The organism is Streptomyces sp. NPDC030838 (genome assembly GCF_055572035.1).
The window spans coordinates 19,852-39,019 of record NZ_JBVIED010000011.1; the positions used below are offsets into that span (position 1 = coordinate 19,852).

A 19,168-nucleotide genomic window follows, 5' to 3' on the forward strand; every position below is an offset into this window, starting at 1 on the left:
CCGGGGCGCGGCCCGGTCGGCGCAGCCCGGCGGCGGCCGCGTTGTCAGTGCGGCCGGTTACGGTTTCGTCCATGGCTGCCCGTACGAAGACCACCAAGGACCGCCCGTCCTACCGCTGCACGGAGTGCGGCTGGCAGACGGCGAAGTGGCTCGGCCGCTGCCCCGAGTGCCAGGCATGGGGGACGGTCGAGGAGTACGGCGCGCCCGCGGTGCGGACCACGACGCCGGGCCGTGTCACCACCTCCGCGCTGCCGATCGGCGAGGTCGACGGCCGCCAGGCCACCGCCCGCCCCACCGGCGTACCCGAGCTGGACCGGGTGCTCGGCGGCGGGCTGGTCCCCGGCGCGGTGGTGCTGCTCGCGGGCGAGCCCGGCGTCGGCAAGTCGACGCTGCTGCTGGACGTGGCGGCCAAGTCGGCGAGCGAGGACCACCGGACGCTGTACGTCACGGGCGAGGAGTCGGCGAGCCAGGTCCGGCTGCGTGCCGACCGGATCAACGCCCTCGACGAGCATCTGTATCTCGCCGCCGAGACCGATCTGTCCGCCGTCCTCGGCCATTTGGACGCGGTGAAGCCCTCGCTGCTGATCCTCGACTCGGTGCAGACGGTGGCCTCCCCGGAGATCGACGGCGCCCCGGGCGGCATGGCCCAGGTCCGCGAGGTGGCCGGAGCCCTGATCCGGGCCTCCAAGGAGCGCGGCATGTCCACGCTCCTGGTGGGCCATGTCACCAAGGACGGCGCCATCGCCGGCCCCCGCCTGCTGGAGCACCTGGTGGACGTCGTCCTGCACTTCGAGGGCGACCGGCACGCCCGCCTGCGCCTGGTGCGAGGCGTCAAGAACCGCTACGGCGCCACGGACGAGGTCGGCTGCTTCGAACTGCACGACGAGGGCATCACAGGCCTCGCCGACCCGAGCGGACTTTTCCTGACACGTCGTGACGAACCGGTCCCCGGCACCTGCCTGACCGTCACCCTGGAGGGCCGCCGCCCCCTGGTCGCCGAGGTCCAGGCGCTCACCGTCGACTCCCAGATCCCCTCCCCCCGCCGCACCACCTCCGGCCTGGAGACCTCCCGGGTCTCGATGATGCTGGCCGTCCTGGAGCAGCGGGGCCGGATCAGCGCCCTGGGCAAGCGGGACATCTACTCCGCGACGGTCGGCGGCGTGAAGCTCTCCGAGCCGGCCGCCGACCTCGCGATCGCCCTCGCCCTCGCCTCGGCCGCGAGCGACACCCCGCTGCCGAAGAACCTCGTCGCGATCGGCGAGGTGGGCCTCGCGGGCGAGGTCAGACGGGTCACGGGGGTCCAGCGCCGGCTCGCCGAGGCACACCGTCTGGGCTTCACCCACGCCCTCGTCCCGGGCGACCCGGGCAAGATCCCTCCCGGTATGAAGGTCCTGGAAGTCGCCGACATAGGGGACGCCCTGAGGGCCCTCCCCCGCTCCCGTCCCCGAGAGGCCCCCCGGACGACGGAGGACCGCCGGTAGACTTTGCCCTGGTCTCGCCCGTCCGTACGAACCGAGTGCGCGTTGCGGGAGCGCCCCAGAACCTGCGACCGGAGGAGTGCAGTGGCAGCCAACGACCGGGCAGCAGCTCCCGGAAAGTCCGGTGGGAGTTCCGGTGCCGATGGCCTGATGCGCGCCTCACTGAGCGCCGTGGCTCCCGGCACGGCCCTGCGCGACGGCCTCGAGCGCGTGCTGCGCGGCAACACCGGCGGCCTGATCGTGCTCGGCTCCGACAAGACCGTCGAGGCGATGTGCACGGGCGGGTTCGTCCTCGACGTCGAGTTCACCGCGACCCGGCTGCGCGAGCTGTGCAAGCTGGACGGCGGCATCGTGCTGTCGTCGGACCTGTCGAAGATCCTGCGGGCGGGCGTCCAGCTGGTGCCGGACCCGACCATCCCCACGGAGGAGACGGGCACACGCCACCGCACGGCGGACCGGGTGTCCAAGCAGGTCGGCTTCCCGGTGGTCTCCGTCTCCCAGTCGATGCGCTTGATCGCCCTCTACGTCGACGGGCAGCGCCGCGTTCTGGAGGACTCGGCGGCGATCCTGTCCCGCGCCAACCAGGCCCTCGCGACTCTGGAGCGCTACAAGCTCCGTCTCGACGAGGTCGCGGGCACGCTCTCGGCGCTGGAGATCGAGGACCTCGTGACGGTCCGGGACGTCTCCGCCGTCGCCCAGCGCCTGGAGATGGTGCGCCGGATCGCGACCGAGATCGCCGAGTATGTGGTGGAGCTGGGCACCGACGGCCGCCTTCTCGCCCTCCAGCTGGACGAGTTGATCGCCGGCGTGGAGCCGGAGCGGGAGCTGGTCGTACGGGACTATGTGCCCGAGCCGACCGCCAAGCGCTCCCGTACGGTCGACGAGGCGCTGTCCGAGCTGGACGCGCTCACCCACGCCGAGCTGCTGGAACTGCCCACGGTGGCCCGCGCGTTGGGGTACACCGGCTCGCCCGAGACCCTGGACTCCGCGGTGTCGCCGCGCGGTTTCCGGCTGCTGGCCAAGGTGCCGCGGCTGCCCGGCGCGATCATCGACCGGCTGGTGGAGCACTTCGGCGGGCTGCAGAAGCTGCTCGCCGCGAGCGTGGACGATCTCCAGACCGTGGACGGCGTGGGCGAGGCCCGGGCGCGCAGCGTGCGGGAGGGGCTGTCGCGGCTGGCGGAGAGCTCGATTCTGGAGCGGTACGTCTGAGCGACGGACCCCACGGACACCAAGAGGGCCGCACCCGGACGGGTGCGGCCCTCTTCATCGTCTCCTTCAGTCCGCGTCCAGCACGAACGACGTCTGCACCTTCGCAAACCCCGCGGCCTTGGCCTCCAGCAGATACGTGCCCGGCTTGGCCGACCCCGCCGGAGGCGTGGCGCACTCCGGGGCGCTCGGCTTGCGGTCCCACTCGACGGTGTAGGTGACGCCGCTGCCGGCCGGGACCCGGTAGAGCAGGCGGGCGGCGCCCTTGGGGCAGTCGGCGGACGACCAGTACGCGTCGTCACCGTCGGCCTGAGTGATCGTCAGGACCGCGCCGCGCGGGCCGAGATCGAGCTTGCAGTCGCTGCCGGAGGTGTTCCTCGCGGTGATCCGGAACGCGGGCGTCTGGTCCGGCGAGTAGGAGTTGCGGACGCTGCGGACGCTCAACTTGACCGCGCCGGGCGTGCAGTTGGGGAGCGAGGAGCCCGAGGGCAGCGCGTCGCCCGCGCCGACGTCGACGGCCACGGCGCCGGAGCCGGACCCGCCCGCCGTACCGTCCGTGCCGTCGGCGCCACCGGAGTCACCGGCGCCCGAGCCGGCACCGGCCCCGTCGCCCGACCCGTCGCCGGAGCCGTCACCCGAGCCGTCGCCGGAGCCGCCCGAGTCACCCGATCCGCTGGAGTCGCCGCTGCCCGACTCGTCGCGCCCGCCCGGGTGTTCGGTGATCGCGGGTCCGGAACCGGACGGTCCGGCGGTGATCGTGGGCAGGGGGTTCTTGTCGTTGGAACCGCCGGCGTTGTTGCTGCCGCCACCGTCGCCCGAGGTGACGATCCAGGTGATCAGCAGCGCCAACAGGGCGACCACGGACAGCAGGACCACCCTCCGTCGCCAGTAGATGGAGGAGGGAAGCGGCCCGACCGGATTGCGCAGAGATCCCACGGCGCAAACTGTACGAGAGATCGGCGCGTTCGCTTGCCCCACCCGCCGCCCCGGGTCACAACTTTTCCGGATCATCATTCCGGAATCAGCCGTTCCGCAGCCGCCTCAGGACGGGCCCCCGGATCCGCCGCGTTCGCAATCGCGCGCCTTGCACCTCTGGCCACAGCTCACCCGCCGCCAGGCCTCGCACCGCCCCAGACCGCCCAGGCCGCCCCAGACCGCCCAGGCCGCCCCAGGCCGCCCCGACCCGCCCCACCCGCCATAACCCCGACACCCCGCCTCCGGCATGGCAGGATCGGAAGGCCATGACTGCGCCCACGAAGCCCCCGCACAGCATCACCCCCGACATCCCGCACGGCGCCCACGGCAGTGCCGCCGACGCCGCCCCCGGCGAGGGCCTGCACGCCCCCGTCATCACCTGGTTCGACGAGCACGCGCGTGACCTGCCCTGGCGGCGCCCGGAGGCCGGGCCGTGGGGCGTGATGGTCAGCGAGTTCATGCTCCAGCAGACCCCGGTCAACCGCGTCCTGCCCGTCTACGAGCAGTGGCTGGCGCGCTGGCCACGCCCCGCCGACCTCGCCAAGGAGGCCCCCGGCGAGGCGGTCCGCGCCTGGGGCCGGCTCGGCTACCCGCGCCGCGCCCTGCGCCTGCACGGCGCCGCGGTCGCCATAACGGAACGGCACGGCGGCGACGTACCGACCGACCACGCGCAGCTCCTCGCCCTGCCCGGCATCGGCGAGTACACGGCCGCCGCGGTCGCCTCCTTCGCCTACGGGCAGCGGCACGCCGTGCTCGACACCAATGTGCGCCGGGTCCTCGCCCGCGCGGTCACCGGTGTGCAGTACCCGCCGAACGCCACCACCGCCGCCGAACGCCGGCTGGCCCGCGCGCTGCTGCCCGAGGACGAGCGGACCGCCGCCCGCTGGGCCGCCGCGTCCATGGAACTGGGCGCGCTGGTGTGCACCGCCAAGAACGAGACCTGCCACCGCTGCCCGATCGCCGCGCAGTGCGCCTGGCGGCTCGCGGGCAAGCCGGAGCACGACGGCCCGCCGCGCCGCGGTCAGACGTACGCAGGGACCGACCGCCAGGTCCGCGGCAAGCTGCTCGCCGTCCTGCGCGAGGCGCACGCGCCCGTCCCGCAGGCCGCCCTGGACCGGGTGTGGCACGAGCCGGTGCAGCGCGCCCGGGCACTCGACGGCCTGGTCGCCGACGGCCTGGTCGAGCCGCTGCCGGGCGGGATGTACCGACTGCCGCTGAGCTGACCGCCGCAACACAAGCAACACGGCGCACCGCGTCGGCGACGGGTCAAATCACCACACAACGCCCTCAAACGCCCGTCCCCTTTACCCCGTTCCTACTTTCGTTACACAACCGACGGACAGCCGATTGACAGTCGCAGGCTGCTTCGGACAGCCCCGTGACAACGCCTCCGTAGCTTCATTGCCGTACCCGACAGGGACGGGACTGAGCAGGACAACGGGGATTCGGAGGCGGTTGATCATGGCGCAGGGCGAGGTGCTCGAGTTCGAGGAGTACGTCCGCACCCGGCAGGACGCGCTGCTGCGCAGCGCCCGGCGCCTGGTCCCGGACCCGGTCGACGCGCAGGACCTGCTCCAGACGGCGCTGGCGCGGACGTACGGCCGCTGGGACGGCATCGCGGACAAGCGGCTGGCGGACGCCTATCTGCGCCGGGTCATGATCAACACGCGGACCGAGTGGTGGCGGGCCCGGAAGCTGGAGGAGGTGCCGACCGAGCAGCTGCCGGACGCCTCCGTGGACGACTCCACCGAGCAGCACGCGGACCGTGCCCTGCTGATGGACGTGATGAAAGTGCTCGCCCCGAAGCAGCGGAGCGTGGTCGTCCTGCGACACTGGGAGCAGATGTCCACGGAGGAGACGGCCGCGGCCCTCGGCATGTCGGCCGGAACGGTCAAGAGCACGCTGCACCGGGCGCTCGCCCGGCTCCGCGAGGAGCTGGAGGCCCGCGATCTGGACGCACGCGCGCTGGAGCGTGAGGAGCGGGAGCGGTGCGCGGCCTGACCGGCGCGGAATCGACCAACACAAGTCCTGGCGATCAAGGTGTCCGGGCGGCGGGCAAGGCTGTGGTCTTACTCGCCGCCCTCGCCCTGTGTCTGGCCGCCTGTGCCACCGGCGGCACGGGCGCGCGGGACGAGGGGCCGGCGTACGTCGGCTCGGCGGCGGGCGCCGGGACCGCGCCGTCGGTCCAGCCCTCCCCGTCCGCCACGCCGAACCGGATGGACGCGGTCCGGCTGGTGCGCAGCGACCCGCGGGTCTCCGCCTCGGTCAAGCGCGAGCTGAGGCCGTGCGTCCCCGACGAGTACCCGGTCGACGTGTCGTACGGCGACCTGACCGGCGGATCCGCGGACGATCTCGTCGTCAATGTGCTGACCTGTGGTGACGCGGTGGGCGTCGGATCGTATGTGTATCACCGCGTGGACGGCCGGTACGAGAATGTCTTCGGGGCCGAGGAGTCCCCGGTGTACGCGGAGATCGACCGCGGCGACCTGGTCGTGACCCGGCAGGTGTACGAGAAGGGCGACCCCGTCTCGAATCCCTCCGGCGAGGTGGTGATCACCTACCGCTGGGCCGGGAGCCGCTTCGCCGAGGAGTACCGCGCGCACAACGAGTACGGCAGCACCGTCGGGGGCGACCTCTCCCCGGCACCCGAGAGCAACTGACGCACCGAGCCACTGACCAGTATCGACGGAGCAACCGGATGGCAGACCAGACCCACGTCCTGTTCGTCGAGGACGACGACGTCATCCGCGAGGCCACCCAGCTCGCCCTGGAGCGGGACGGCTTCGCGGTCACCGCCATGCCCGACGGGCTGTCGGGACTGGAGGCGTTCCGCGCCGACCGCCCCGACATCGCCCTGCTGGACGTCATGGTGCCGGGCCTCGACGGGGTGAGCCTGTGCCGCCGTATCCGCGACGAGTCGACCGTACCGGTGATCATGCTGTCCGCGCGGGCGGACGCCATCGATGTCGTGCTGGGCCTGGAGGCGGGCGCGGACGACTACGTCACCAAGCCGTTCGACGGTGCCGTGCTGGTCGCCCGGATCCGCGCGGTGCTGCGCCGCTTCGGCCACGCGAGCGGTGGCGACCGGGCCGACGAGTCCGCTGCCGCGGCGTCCGGCGGAGTGCTGACCTTCGGCGACCTGGAGATCGACACCGAGGGCATGGAGGTGCGCCGGGCCGGGCAGCCGGTGGCGCTGACGCCGACCGAGATGCGGCTGCTGCTGGAGTTCTCCGCCGCGCCGGGCACCGTGCTCTCCCGCGACAAGCTGCTGGAGCGGGTCTGGGACTACGGCTGGGGCGGGGACACCCGGGTCGTCGACGTCCATGTGCAGCGGCTGCGCCAGAAGATCGGCCAGGACCGGATCGAGACGGTCCGCGGCTTCGGCTACAAGCTGAAGGCCTGAGCGGGGGCTGTCGACGTCATGCGGGGGATCAGACGCTTGACCGCCCGACGCGCGGACAACCACGCGGACCGCGGCGCGGGCTCCGGAGCGGGAGCGGGTTCCGGAGCGGGGATCGGCGCGGGGACCGGAGCGGGGACCGGCGCGGGTTCCGGAGCCGGGATCGGCGCGGGCTCGGCAGCGGGGACCGGCGCGGGTTCGGGAGCGGGGACCGGCGCGGGTTCCGGAGCCGGGATCGGCGCGGGCTCGGGAGCGGGGACCGGCGCGGGTTCCGGAGCCGGGACCGGCGCGGGCTCGGAAGCGGGGATCGGCGCGGGTTCCGGAGCCGGGACCGGCGCGGGCTCGGAAGCGGGGACCGGCGCGGGGACCGGCGCGGGGACCGGAGCCGGGACCGGCGCGCGCGGCGGCACAGGCCCCGGCGCGGACAGCAGCGCGCATGCCGGCACGGGCTCCGGTGCGCGCTCCGGCGTGGACGCCGGCACGGGCTCCGGCACGGGCTCCGGTGCGGGCTCCAGTGTGGGCGACCACCCGCGCCTCACCCCCGGGCCCGGCGCCCGCAGCGCGCACGCCGGCACGCACTCCGGTGCAGGCGATCGCGCGCACCGTGCCGCAGGCCCCGCCGCAGGCATCCGCGCGCGGCTCGGCCAGCGGCTCGGTCCCGGGCTGCCCAGTGAGCTGCGCACCGGGCTGCGCTGGAAGCTCAGTGCGGCGATCGCGCTGGTCGGCGCACTGGTCGCGATCACGCTCAGCCTGGTCGTGCACAACGCGGCCCGGGTCTCGATGCTGGACAACGCGCGCGACCTGGCGGACGAGCGCATCCAGATCGCCCAGCGCGATCTCGCGGACGTGCAGATCGCCGAGCACACCTTCGACCTGTCCAACCGGGCCAACTTCGCCAACGTCAAGATCGACGACCCGAACCTGCCCGCCGAGCTGCGGGCGAAGGTCGAGGCGGGCCGCCGGGCGACGTACGTGTCCGACCCACCGGGCGGCGCGCCGGATATATGGGCCGCCGTACCGCTCGCCGACGGGCATGTGCTGTCCCTGCACACCGGGCTCACCGAGCGCAGCACCGACATCCTCAACGACCTCGACCAGGCCCTGGTCATCGGCTCGATCGCGGTGGTCCTCGGCGGCAGCGCGCTCGGCGTGCTGATCGGCGGACAGCTGTCGGGCCGGCTCCGCAAGGCGGCCGCCGCCGCGAACCGGGTCGCCAAGGGCGAGCCGGACGTCCGGGTGCGGGAGGCGATCGGCGGGGTCGTACGCGACGAGACCGACGACCTCGCACGGGCCGTGGACGCGATGGCCGACGCGCTCCAGCAACGGCTGGAGGCCGAGCGCCGGGTCACCGCCGACATCGCGCACGAGCTGCGCACCCCGGTGACCGGACTGCTCACGGCCGCCGAGCTGCTGCCGCCGGGCCGCCCCACGGAGCTGGTGCTGGACCGGGCGAAGGCCATGCGCACCCTGGTCGAGGACGTCCTGGAGGTGGCCCGGCTGGACGGGGCGTCCGAGCGGGCCGAGCTGCAGGACATCATGCTGGGCGAGTTCGTGGCCCGGCGGGTGGCGGCGAAGGACCCGGACATCGAGGTGCACGTGGTGCACGAGTCGGAGGTCACCACCGATCCACGGCGCCTGGAGCGGGTGCTGTTCAATCTGCTCGCCAACGCCGCCCGGCACGGCAGGCCGCCCGTCGAGGTCACGGTCGAGGGCCGGGTGATCCGGGTCCGCGACCACGGGCCGGGCTTCCCCGAGGATCTGCTCGCCGAGGGCCCGAGCCGCTTCCGCACCGGCAGCAAGGACCGCGCCGGGCACGGCCACGGGCTGGGCCTGACCATCGCCGCAGGTCAGGCGCGGGTGCTGGGCGCCCGGCTGACGTTCCGCAACGTACGGCCCCCCGGCGCGCCCCCGCACATCCCGGCCGAGGGCGCGGTCGCCGTGCTGTGGCTGCCGGAGCACGCGCCGACGAACACGGGCAGCTATCCGATGCTGCCGCTGTCGGAGGGGTAGCCCCCTCGCCCAGCCCCTAGGGCCGCGCTCAGCCGAAGTCCTTCGAGAAGTCCAGCTCCTCGTTGCGCTCGGTCAGCGAGTACCAGTTGCCGTTGTCGTCACGGAAGATCGCCTCGATGCCGTACGGCCGCTCCTGGGGCTCCTGGATGAACTCGACCCCGCGGGCCCGGAACGTCTCGTAATCGCCACGGCAGTCGTCGGTGCGGAACGCCCCGGCGCCGATGACGCCCTTGCCGACCAGCTTCTTCAGCGCCTCGGACGACTCGGCGTCGAGGCCGGGGCCGTCCAGGCTCATCAGGGCCAGCTCGACGTCCGGCTGCTCCTTGGCGCCGACGGTGACCCATCGCATGTCGCCCATCGGGACCTCGCTGCGCACCTCGAAGCCGAGCTTCTCGGTGAAGAAGGCCTTCGTGCGCTGCTGGTCGAAGGTCCATACGGTGGTGATGCCCAGGCCGGTGATCATGGCTCTGCTCTCCTGTCCGGTGTCGGTCTCTGCTCGTCACCGTAGGCAGGGCGAACCTCAGGGCGCTTCTTCGGAATTGCGGTCCTCCGCGACGGCGCGCTGGGGGAAGCCGCCCGCCCACAGCAGCGCGTAGCACCCGGGTATGAGGGAGGCGCCCGCACCGACGTACCGCGCGCGGTACTCGCTCGGGGTGAGTCCGGTGCGGGCCTTGAAGCGGGTGGAGAAGGTGCCGAGGCTGCTGAAGCCGACCAGGTGGCAGATCTCGGTGACCGACAGGTCGGCGGCGCGCAGCAGTTCCTCGGCCCGCTCGATGCGGCGGTGCGTCAGATACTGGCCGGGCGTCTCGCCGTATGCCGCCTTGAACGCCCGGACGAAATGGAACCGGGAGTATCCGGCATGGCCGGCCACCGCGGCGAGGTCCAGTCCGGGGTCGGACCAGTCGCGGTCCATGGCGTCCTTGGCGAGCCTCAGCGGCCGCATGGTGTCCATACGCCGATGGTGGCACGCGGCACTGACAACGGCCCCGGGCGCTGTGGTGCGCCCGGGGCCGTCGGCGGAGATCAGCCGGTGAGGTGGTCTCAGAGGGCCAGACCCTTGGCGCGCAGGAAGGCGACCGGGTCGATGGCCGTGCCGTAGTTCGGGGTCGTGCGGATCTCGAAGTGCAGGTGCGGACCGCTGGAGTTGCCGGTGTTGCCGGACAGGGCGATCTGCTGGCCGGTCTTGACGATCTGGCCGGCCCGAACGTTGACCTTGGACAGGTGGGCGTACTGGGAGTACGTGCCGTTGCCGTGCTTGATGACGACGGCGTTGCCGTACGCGGGACCGTCACCGGCGCCGTTGCCGCCGGCCTTGACGACGGTGCCACCGTGGGCGGCGACGACCTTGGTGCCGGTCGGCACCGCGAAGTCCTGGCCACTGTGGGTGGACTGCCAGCGGGCGCCGTTCTGCGCGAAGCTGGCGGTCTTGGTGTAGCCCTTCACCGGGGCGACCCAGGAGCCGGCCTTCTTGGCGACGGCCGAGGTCTTCGTGGCGGCCGGGGCGGCGGAGGGCGCGGCGGCCGCGACCCCGGCCCCCAGCACGGCCGAGGCACCCAGGCAGGCGGCCAGTACGGCCGCGCGGGTGCGGAGCTGGGCCGTACGGGAAGAACGGGACGTGACGCGGGACATGCGGTACCTCGGAAGGTCGGGGGCAGAGAGAACCACCCGGCGCACAGATGGCGGCTCCGGATGGCCATCCCTTGGTAACCCGGCCCTCCACAAAGGCCAAAAACCGTGATCTACGACCCGAGCTAGTAATTACCCCCGAAACTTCCTGACTCTTGACAGAGCCCTCATTCGGGACGAAGTACCCCAGACGTCGATTCCAGCCAAGGGGTTCCGGGAGGAGCGTCCTTTTTGCCCGAATCGGCGTTTCCACTATTCCGGCTAGTACCGGACAAATCGCCTGTGCGGCATGTCACGGAGCGACGAGATCGATGACCCTCCGAATGTGACGGGCGCTACGCTCCTGGTCAGACGGGGTGTCGACGGATTTCGGGGGAGACCGGCGTGGAACCGACGGCCATCGGGGTCAGGCTGGCGTCCGGCATTGTGACGCCGCTCATACGAAGGCTGTTCGTGAGCGAGGGACCGGGCGCCGGGCTGGTGGACCGGCCGGTGCGGATCTCGGGCCATGTGTCGTTCCGCGGCGAGAAGCGGCGGCTCGGCCGGACGGACGTCCAGCGGCTGGCCGCCGAACTGGTCCGGCAGGCCCTGGCGGCCGGGGAGCGCCCGCTGCCCGCCGACGAGGAGCAGGCCGTCGTACACGCCCTCGCCGACACCCTCTATGCCCTCGGCGACCTCACCATGACCGACGTCCAGGCCGTGGAACTGGGCCCCGAGGCCCTGGCCGACCGGCTGCGCCGCGCCGCCGGCGACCCGGCCCGCCACCTCTCCCGCGACGCGGGCCTCTTCCTCGACCGGCTGCTCGTCACCGCCTGTCTGCACATCCTGCATTTCTTCAGCCAACGATCCACCTTCGTAGCCCGCACCCTGGTCGAGCAGACCCGCCGCCAGCGCGAGCTGCTGACCCGGATCGACGAGCTGATCGCCCGCACCCCGCCGCCCGCCGCCGGCGACCAGGCCTTCGAGCAGCGCTATCTCTCCTACGTCGCCACCCGCCACGCCCACCTCACGATCTACGGCATCGACCTGGTCGACTCCCCCGACCGCTGGCCCCTGGACGCCGCCTACCTGAGCCTCACGGCCCTGCATCCCGACGACGGGGACGGTCGCTCCGGCGGCCCGGACGGCGGTCCCGTCGTCTCCGCCGCCACCGCCCTGCCCGCCGACCGGGCGCTCGACGGGCACGACCGGGTGCTGCTGCGCGGAGTCGCCGGTTCCGGCAAGACCACGCTGGTGCAGTGGCTCGCGGTCACCGCGGCCCGGGGCGAGCGCGACGACGCGGGGCGGGGCGCCGGCGCGCCCTGGGGCCGGATCCCGTTCGTACTGCCCCTGCGCACCCTGGTCCGCCGCCCCGACGGCCTCCCCGCGCCGGACGCCTTCCTCGCCGCCGTACGCGTCCCCTTCCACGCCACCCAGCCCGACGGCTGGGCCGACCGGGTGCTCGGCGACGGTCGCGGGCTGCTCCTCGTCGACGGCATCGACGAGATCCCCGAGCGGGAGCGCGAGCGGACCCGGCGCTGGCTGAGCGACCTGCTGGACGTCTATCCAGGCAACCAGTGGCTGGTCACCTCGCGCCCCTCCGCCGTCCGCGCGGACTGGCTCGCCGCCGACGGGTTCACGGAACTCGCGCTCACCCCGATGAGCCGCGACGACGTGGCCGCGTTCGTCTCCCGCTGGCACCGGGCCGCGCGGGCCGGCGCCCCCGATCCGGACGTCCTAGACGGCTACGAACGCACCCTGCTCGACGCCCTCCGTACCAAGCCCGACCTCGGCCGCCTCGCCACCAACCCGCTGATGTGCGGCCTGATCTGCGCCCTGCACCGCGACCGGCGCGGCTATCTCCCGCACGGCCGGAAGGAGCTGTACGACGCCGCGCTGTCGATGCTGCTCGCCCGCCGGGACGAGGAGCGGGACATGATCACCCCCGGTGACGGCGTCCACCTCACCGAACTCCCCCAGATCCAGCTCCTCCAACGCCTCGCCTACTGGCTCATCCGCAACAACCAGTCCGAGCTGGACCGCGATCGCGCCGTACGGATCGTCGCCGACGTGCTGCCCGCCCTCCCCGCCGCGGCCGCCCAGGGCGACGCCGAGAAGATCCTCGGCCATCTGCTGCTGCGCAGCGGTCTGCTCCGCGAACCCGCGGTGGGGACCGTGGAGTTCGTGCACCGCACCTTCCAGGACTACCTCGGCGCCCGGGCCGCCGTGGAGGACGGGGACTTCGGGCTGCTGGTGCGGGGCGCGGCGGACGAGCAGTGGGCGGACGTGATCCGCATGGCCGTCGCCCACGCCCGGCCCCGCGAACGCGCCGACCTGCTGCGCGACCTGACCGCGGCCGCGGACCGGCTGGAGGGTTCCGCGAGCACCCGCGTACGGCTGCTGGCGCTGGCCTGCCTGGAACACGCCACGCAACTCGACCCGGACGTGCGCGCCGAGGCCGAGCGGCGGGCCGCCACGCTGATCCCGCCCCGCACCACCCAGGAGGCCCGCGCCCTGGCGGAGGCCGGACCGCTCGTCCTGGAGCTGCTGCCGGGTCCGGAGGGCCTGAGCGACGAAGAGGCACTGGCGGTCGTCGTCACGGCATCGCTGATCGGCACGGAGGCGGCACTTCCGATGCTGGCCCGGTTCCGTGAGCACGCGTCGCTGGACGTACAGGCACAGCTCAGCTGGACGTGGCACCGCTTCCCGACGCGGTCGTACGGCGAGGAGGTGATCGCACATCTGGCCGAGCATGTGCTGTTCTTCGCCGCCCACTCCGCGGAACATCTGCGGTTCCTGCGGGAGCTGGGCGGGCGGCACCTGATCCAGCTGGCCGGTTCCATCGGTGCGGCAGAGATCGCCGCCTCCCTACCGCCCCACCGGACGATGAAGCTGGTGATCCGGGACAACCACGAGCTGCGGGACCTGGAGTGCCTGTCCGCCCTGCGCGAGCTCACCTACCTGGACATCAACCGCTGCAAGTCCGTCCGTGACATCACCCCGTTGGTGGGCCTGCCCCTGAGCTGGTTGTCCCTGCACCTGCTGCCCGGCCTGGAACGGCCGGGGGCGCTGGCCCCGCTCGCCGGCTCCCGGACCCTGCAGGAGCTGGACCTGGGAATCAAGCTCGTGGGCGACTCCCTCACCGACGCCCTGCCGTCCGAGCTGCCGCTGCGTTATCTGCGCTTGACCAAGTCCGCGCTGGACATGACCGGGCTGCGCGGACTGCACCGCTTCCGTTCACTGCGCCGGCTGAGCCTGGGCGCCCTCCACCGTGAGCTGACCACCGACGACTACGAGGAGATCGCCCGTCTCCCCGCCCTGGAGGAGCTGCGCATCACCTGGGGGGCCGTCGGATGGCACGGCCCGCCGCTGCCCGGCGTCACCGGCCTGCGGCTGAACAACTTCACCGGCACCGAAGACCTCTCGGACGTCCCGGCCCTCTTCCCCGGCCTGCGGGCGGTCACGGTCGTCCTGGCGCCGGACGTCGCGGAGACACCCGAGGACGCCCTGGCCCCGCTGCCCGTACCCCCCGCCATTCGGAGGATCCGCAGCTTGGTCTGATGCAGAGATCTAGCCACCTACCGTTCAGTAACCCTACGGTTCACCTCGCGTCACCCTCCCCAACGAACATGCACACGACACGCGTGCACCGACGTGAGAGGAACCCCCACACCATGACGAGATCCGGGATGCGCCGCACGGCCACCCTCGCCGTCACCGCGGCCGCCCTCGTGGCCCTCGCCGCCCCCGCCGAGGCCGCGACCGCCACCGGCACCACCACGGTCGCCACCGCGACCGCCACCGCCACCGCCGCGGACGTCGACTACGCCACCTGGCAGAAGGACTGTCAGGCCGTGATGGACCAGGCGCTGCCCTACCTCAAGCAGCGGATCGCCCAGCACAAGCCCGGCGAGAAGCAGGCGATCGTCTTCGACATCGACAACACCACCCTGGAGACCGACTTCGGCTTCAGCTACCCGCAGCCGGCCAACAAGCCGGTCCTGGAGGTCGCCGAGTACGCCCAGGAGCACGGTGTCGCCCTCTTCTTCGTGACCGCCCGCCCGGGCATCATCTACGCGCCCACCGAGTACAACCTGGAGCAGGCCGGCTACGAGGTCTCGGGGCTGTACGTCCGCGGCTTCCTCGACCTCTTCAAGAACGTCGCCGACTACAAGACGGCCCAGCGCGTCGACATCGAGTCGAAGGGCTACACGATCATCGCCAACATCGGCAACAGCGCCACCGACCTCTCGGGCGGCCACGCCGAGAAGACGTACAAGCTGCCGGACTACGACGGCCAGCTGTCGTAGCCCGCATCCCAGGCATGCGAAAGGGCCGGTGCCCGTTCAGGCACCGGCCCTCTCATCTGCCGTGAAGCTCGGCCGTGAGGCCTACTCCTTGCTCAGGTTCGGCCCGGCACCGCCGGCCGCCTGCTCGATCGGCGGGACGTCCGGCAGAGCCGACTTCTCCTCACCGCGGAAGGTGAAGGTCTGGGACTCGCCCTCGCCCTCGGTGTCCACGACCACGATGTGACCGGGGCGCAGCTCGCCGAAGAGGATCTTCTCCGACAGCGAGTCCTCGATCTCGCGCTGGATGGTGCGGCGCAGCGGACGCGCACCCAGCACCGGGTCGTAGCCCTTCTTGGACAGCAGCTCCTTGGCGGACTGGGAGAGCTCGATGCCCATGTCCCGGTCCTTCAGGCGCTCGTCCACCTTGCCGATCATCAGGTCGACGATCCGGAGGATGTCGTTCTGCGTCAGCTGCGGGAAGACGACCACGTCGTCGACGCGGTTCAGGAACTCGGGGCGGAAGTGCTGCTTGAGCTCGTCCGACACCTTGTTCTTCATGCGCTCGTAGTTGGTCTTCGTGTCACCCGAGGCCGCGAAGCCCAGGTTGAAGCCCTTGGAGATGTCCCGGGTGCCGAGGTTGGTCGTCATGATGATGACCGTGTTCTTGAAGTCCACGACCCGGCCCTGGGAGTCGGTCAGGCGACCGTCCTCCAGGATCTGCAGCAGCGAGTTGAAGATGTCCGGGTGGGCCTTCTCGACCTCGTCGAAGAGGACGACGGAGAACGGCTTGCGGCGGACCTTCTCGGTCAGCTGGCCGCCCTCTTCGTAGCCCACGTAGCCGGGGGGCGAACCGAAGAGACGCGACACCGTGTGCTTCTCGCTGAACTCCGACATGTCGAGGGAGATCAGCGCGTCCTCGTCACCGAAGAGGAACTCGGCGAGCGCCTTGGACAGCTCCGTCTTACCGACACCCGACGGACCGGCGAAGATGAACGAGCCACCCGGACGCTTCGGGTCCTTCAGACCGGCACGCGTACGGCGGATCGCCTTCGACAGTGCCTTGACGGCGTCGTCCTGGCCGATGACCCGCTTGTGGAGCTCGTCCTCCATGCGGAGCAGGCGGGACGACTCCTCCTCGGTGAGCTTGAACACCGGGATGCCCGTCGCCGTGGCGAGGACCTCGGCGATCAGCTCGCCGTCGACCTCGGCGACGACGTCCATGTCGCCGGCCTTCCACTCCTTCTCCCGCTTCGCCTTGGCGGCCAGGAGCTGCTTCTCCTTGTCGCGCAGGGAGGCGGCCTTCTCGAAGTCCTGCGAGTCGATCGCGGACTCCTTGTCGCGGCGGACGCCGGCGATCTTCTCGTCGAACTCGCGCAGGTCCGGCGGAGCGGTCATCCGGCGGATGCGCATCCGGGAACCGGCCTCGTCGATCAGGTCGATCGCCTTGTCCGGCAGGAAGCGGTCCGAGATGTACCGGTCGGCCAGGGTGGCGGCCTGGACCAGCGCCTCGTCGGTGATGGAGACGCGGTGGTGCGCCTCGTACCGGTCGCGCAGGCCCTTGAGGATCTCGATCGTGTGCGGCAGGGACGGCTCCGCGACCTGGATCGGCTGGAAGCGGCGCTCCAGGGCCGCGTCCTTCTCCAGGTGCTTGCGGTACTCGTCCAGCGTGGTCGCACCGATGGTCTGCAGCTCACCGCGGGCCAGCATCGGCTTCAGGATGGAAGCCGCGTCGATGGCGCCCTCGGCGGCACCCGCACCGACCAGCGTGTGCAGCTCGTCGATGAACAGGATGATGTCGCCGCGGGTGCGGATCTCCTTGAGCACCTTCTTCAGGCGCTCCTCGAAGTCACCGCGGTAGCGGGAGCCGGCGACCAGGGCGCCGAGGTCCAGGGTGTAGAGGTGCTTGTCCTTGAGGGTCTCGGGCACCTCGCCCTTGACGATGGCCTGGGCGAGGCCCTCCACGACGGCGGTCTTGCCGACGCCGGGCTCACCGATCAGGACCGGGTTGTTCTTCGTACGGCGGGACAGCACCTGCATGACCCGCTCGATCTCCTTCTCGCGCCCGATGACCGGGTCGAGCTTGGACTCACGAGCGGCCTGGGTGAGGTTCCGGCCGAACTGGTCGAGGACCAGGGACGTCGAGGGGGTGCCCTCGGCAGGCCCGCCGGCGGCGGCGGTCTCCTTGCCCTGGTAACCGGAGAGCAGCTGGATCACCTGCTGCCGCACGCGGTTCAGATCTGCGCCCAGCTTGACCAGGACCTGGGCGGCGACGCCCTCGCCCTCGCGGATCAGGCCGAGCAGGATGTGCTCCGTGCCGATGTAGTTGTGGCCCAGCTGAAGGGCCTCGCGGAGCGACAGCTCCAGGACCTTCTTGGCACGGGGGGTGAAGGGAATGTGGCCCGACGGCGCCTGCTGCCCCTGGCCGATGATCTCCTCCACCTGCTGGCGGACCGCCTCGAGCGAAATCCCGAGGCTCTCAAGGGCCTTGGCGGCGACACCCTCACCCTCGTGGATCAGGCCCAGGAGGATGTGCTCGGTGCCGATGTAGTTGTGGTTGAGCATCCGGGCTTCTTCCTGAGCCAGGACGACAACCCGCCGCGCGCGGTCGGTGAACCTCTCGAACATCGTTAATCGCTCCTCAGAGCGGTCAGGCAGTAAGGGGAACTTCCCCTCCCTGTCCTTCCGCAGCTTAGTCCCGCAAGCGGGGACCGCTCATTCCAACTGCCGACACCGTCCTTGGCCTCCTGACCCCGAACGCCGACATCTGCTCCAACCCGATGGTGCGAGACGATGTTCCCGCAGGCCAGGCAGTTACCCTCACCATCACTACGCCGATGGCGAACGTGAGACGCCCATTCCTGCGTGTCGCCCCCTCCCACTAGGGATGTCTTACCCGCCGGGACTGACAGTCCATGCCGCGCGCACCGTTTCCCTCCGCTACGGGCGAACAACCTTGCGCCTCCGCGCACCCCCACGCGCCCCCTTTTTTGACACTCTGCGCATTCACAAGGGCACCCAGCGTAACCCGGACGGCTTTTCGGAGGTTGCACTTGGCATGGTTGGCGCCGCCCCGCACCCGATGCCCGCATCGGCCCACGCTCCCTCCGTCGCCGTCCCGCTCCCCCGCCGTCCGCTCGACGCGAGCGACCCGCTCCGGGGCTGGTACGAGAACGACCTGGGCTGGCCCACAGTGCCCGGCGCGGTGCCCGGTGCGCCGGTACGGCTGCTGGTCGGCCCGCGTTTCGACGTGCTGGACGTGCCGGTCGCCGCGGGGCTCCCGGCCCTGCGGCACCTGGCGCCGGGCTCTCCGGTGGCCGTCCAGGGCGACCGGATGCGGCTGCTGGTGGCCCCGGGCAGCGCGCGGGAGCTGCCCGGGCTGCTCGACTGGCTGGAGTGGGGCTCGCTGGACCTCGACCTGACGGCCCTCGGTGAGGGCGAGGTCATGGAGGCTCCGGAGCCGCCGCGGGGCGTGGGCGCGCGGTGGCCGCTCAGTGGGTCCGGGATGACCGCGGGGCCCGGGGCGACCGCGCCGTGGGCGGGGGACGGTCAGCCGGTTCCCGCGCCGTGGACGGAGGGCGGTCCGCCGGTTGCCGCACCGTGGGCCGGGGATGGACCCCCGGTTGCCGCCAGCTGTGTGCAGGGGGCCGCCGTGTGGGTGCGGCCCCCCGAGCCGGGGCGCGAGGTCGAGGCCTCGCTGCCGACGCTGTCGGCCCTGGGGGGCGGTGGGGGCGCCCCCGATCTCGTACGTGTCGTGGACACGATGGCGACGCAGTGCCACCGCATCCGGCTGCGACGCGCGTGCGCTCAGCCGTTGGCCTTCTCGTAGGCCTCGCGAATGGACGCCGGAACACGGCCGCGGTCGTTGACCTCGTAACCGTTCTCCTTCGCCCAGGCGCGGATCGCGGCCGTGTCCTGGCTGCCGCCGGAAGCGGCCCGCGCCTTTCCACGCCCGCCCGAAGCGCGGCCTCCGGTACGACGACCACCCTTCACATAGGGCTCGAGAAGGCTGCGAAGCTTGTCCGCATTGGCGGTCGTGAGATCGATCTCGTACGTCTTACCGTCCAGCGCGAACGTCACCGTCTCGTCCGCCTCGCCGCCGTCGAGGTCGTCGACAAGAAGGACCTGAACCTTCTGTGCCACCGGATTTCCTTTCATCGATAACGTGAGGACCTGGGGTCCGCGGCGTCCGCCGTTTCGCCGCCCCC

At 71.8% G+C, this 19,168-nt stretch carries 16 protein-coding genes; 10 read left to right on the forward strand and 6 right to left on the reverse strand.

Translation table 11 applies throughout. The features are described 5' to 3' along the window. Positions 1–71: 71 nt before the first annotated feature. Together radA and disA are read left to right on the forward strand one after the other, a co-directional pair. On the forward strand, positions 72–1,481 hold the full coding sequence (gene radA, locus ACZ42A_RS25840; RefSeq protein WP_468529641.1) for a DNA repair protein RadA: 1,410 nt from the start codon (positions 72–74) through the stop codon (positions 1,479–1,481). 81 nt (positions 1,482–1,562) lie between these two features. Beyond that, positions 1,563–2,687: a DNA integrity scanning diadenylate cyclase DisA gene (gene disA, locus ACZ42A_RS25845; RefSeq protein WP_468529642.1), complete on the forward strand. Its 1,125-nt coding sequence runs from the start codon at positions 1,563–1,565 to the stop codon at positions 2,685–2,687. 66 nt (positions 2,688–2,753) lie between these two features. Here disA and ACZ42A_RS25850 read toward each other — a convergent pair whose 3' ends face one another. Beyond that, the gene (locus ACZ42A_RS25850; RefSeq protein WP_468529643.1) at positions 2,754–3,620 is read right to left on the reverse strand and encodes a hypothetical protein; all 867 of its coding nucleotides are present in this window, start codon (positions 3,618–3,620) and stop codon (positions 2,754–2,756) included. A gap of 305 nt (positions 3,621–3,925) precedes the next feature. Here ACZ42A_RS25850 and ACZ42A_RS25855 point away from each other — a divergent pair, with 305 nt between their 5' ends. The 5 genes from ACZ42A_RS25855 to cseC all read left to right on the forward strand — a co-directional run bounded on the left by ACZ42A_RS25855 (position 3,926) and on the right by cseC (position 9,069). Then, entirely contained in the window at positions 3,926–4,882 is a 957-nt protein-coding gene (locus ACZ42A_RS25855; protein WP_468529644.1) for an HhH-GPD family protein, read from the forward strand. A 238-nt stretch (positions 4,883–5,120) separates the two neighbouring features. After that, complete coding sequence (locus ACZ42A_RS25860; RefSeq protein WP_043502979.1) at positions 5,121–5,660, forward strand: SigE family RNA polymerase sigma factor; 540 nt, start codon at positions 5,121–5,123, stop codon at positions 5,658–5,660. Beyond that, positions 5,648–6,319: a hypothetical protein gene (locus ACZ42A_RS25865; protein WP_468529645.1), complete on the forward strand. Its 672-nt coding sequence runs from the start codon at positions 5,648–5,650 to the stop codon at positions 6,317–6,319. The genes ACZ42A_RS25860 and ACZ42A_RS25865 overlap by 13 nt, the downstream gene beginning before the upstream one ends. 38 nt (positions 6,320–6,357) lie before the next feature. Then, positions 6,358–7,062, forward strand: a complete 705-nt coding sequence (gene cseB / locus ACZ42A_RS25870; RefSeq protein ID WP_468529646.1) for a two-component system response regulator CseB — start codon at positions 6,358–6,360, stop codon at positions 7,060–7,062. Between the two features lie 624 nt (positions 7,063–7,686). Continuing rightward, positions 7,687–9,069: a two-component system sensor histidine kinase CseC gene (cseC, locus tag ACZ42A_RS25875; protein WP_468529879.1), complete on the forward strand. Its 1,383-nt coding sequence runs from the start codon at positions 7,687–7,689 to the stop codon at positions 9,067–9,069. Between the two features lie 28 nt (positions 9,070–9,097). Here the strand turns inward: cseC and ACZ42A_RS25880 are convergent, their stop codons facing one another. The 3 genes from ACZ42A_RS25880 to ACZ42A_RS25890 all read right to left on the reverse strand — a co-directional run bounded on the left by ACZ42A_RS25880 (position 9,098) and on the right by ACZ42A_RS25890 (position 10,698). After that, positions 9,098–9,532 (reverse strand): VOC family protein, encoded by a 435-nt coding sequence (locus ACZ42A_RS25880; RefSeq protein ID WP_468529647.1) that lies wholly within the window; start codon positions 9,530–9,532, stop codon positions 9,098–9,100. A gap of 57 nt (positions 9,533–9,589) precedes the next feature. Then, positions 9,590–10,021 carry a helix-turn-helix transcriptional regulator gene (locus ACZ42A_RS25885; protein ID WP_468529648.1) on the reverse strand — a complete coding sequence of 144 codons (432 nt, stop codon included), beginning with the start codon at positions 10,019–10,021 and terminating at the stop codon, positions 9,590–9,592. A gap of 89 nt (positions 10,022–10,110) precedes the next feature. Continuing rightward, positions 10,111–10,698, reverse strand: a complete 588-nt coding sequence (locus ACZ42A_RS25890) for a M23 family metallopeptidase (RefSeq protein ID WP_468529649.1) — start codon at positions 10,696–10,698, stop codon at positions 10,111–10,113. Positions 10,699–11,079: 381 nt separating this feature from the next. Here ACZ42A_RS25890 and ACZ42A_RS25895 point away from each other — a divergent pair, with 381 nt between their 5' ends. Together ACZ42A_RS25895 and ACZ42A_RS25900 are read left to right on the forward strand one after the other, a co-directional pair. After that, positions 11,080–14,235, forward strand: coding sequence for an NACHT domain-containing protein (locus ACZ42A_RS25895; RefSeq protein ID WP_468529650.1), 3,156 nt, complete (start codon positions 11,080–11,082; stop codon positions 14,233–14,235). Between the two features lie 113 nt (positions 14,236–14,348). Continuing rightward, positions 14,349–14,984, forward strand: coding sequence for an HAD family acid phosphatase (locus tag ACZ42A_RS25900; protein WP_468529651.1), 636 nt, complete (start codon positions 14,349–14,351; stop codon positions 14,982–14,984). Positions 14,985–15,065: 81 nt separating this feature from the next. Here the strand turns inward: ACZ42A_RS25900 and ACZ42A_RS25905 are convergent, their stop codons facing one another. Further along, on the reverse strand, positions 15,066–17,588 hold the full coding sequence (locus tag ACZ42A_RS25905) for an ATP-dependent Clp protease ATP-binding subunit (protein ID WP_468529652.1): 2,523 nt from the start codon (positions 17,586–17,588) through the stop codon (positions 15,066–15,068). Between the two features lie 430 nt (positions 17,589–18,018). Between ACZ42A_RS25905 and ACZ42A_RS25910 the strand changes: the two genes are divergently transcribed. Continuing rightward, the gene (locus tag ACZ42A_RS25910; protein ID WP_468529653.1) at positions 18,019–18,789 is read left to right on the forward strand and encodes an SCO3374 family protein; all 771 of its coding nucleotides are present in this window, start codon (positions 18,019–18,021) and stop codon (positions 18,787–18,789) included. Here ACZ42A_RS25910 and ACZ42A_RS25915 read toward each other — a convergent pair. After that, entirely contained in the window at positions 18,768–19,103 is a 336-nt protein-coding gene (locus ACZ42A_RS25915) for a histone-like nucleoid-structuring protein Lsr2 (protein ID WP_468529654.1), read from the reverse strand. The two genes, ACZ42A_RS25910 and ACZ42A_RS25915, sit on opposite strands and share 22 nt — an antisense overlap. Positions 19,104–19,168: the final 65 nt, after the last annotated feature.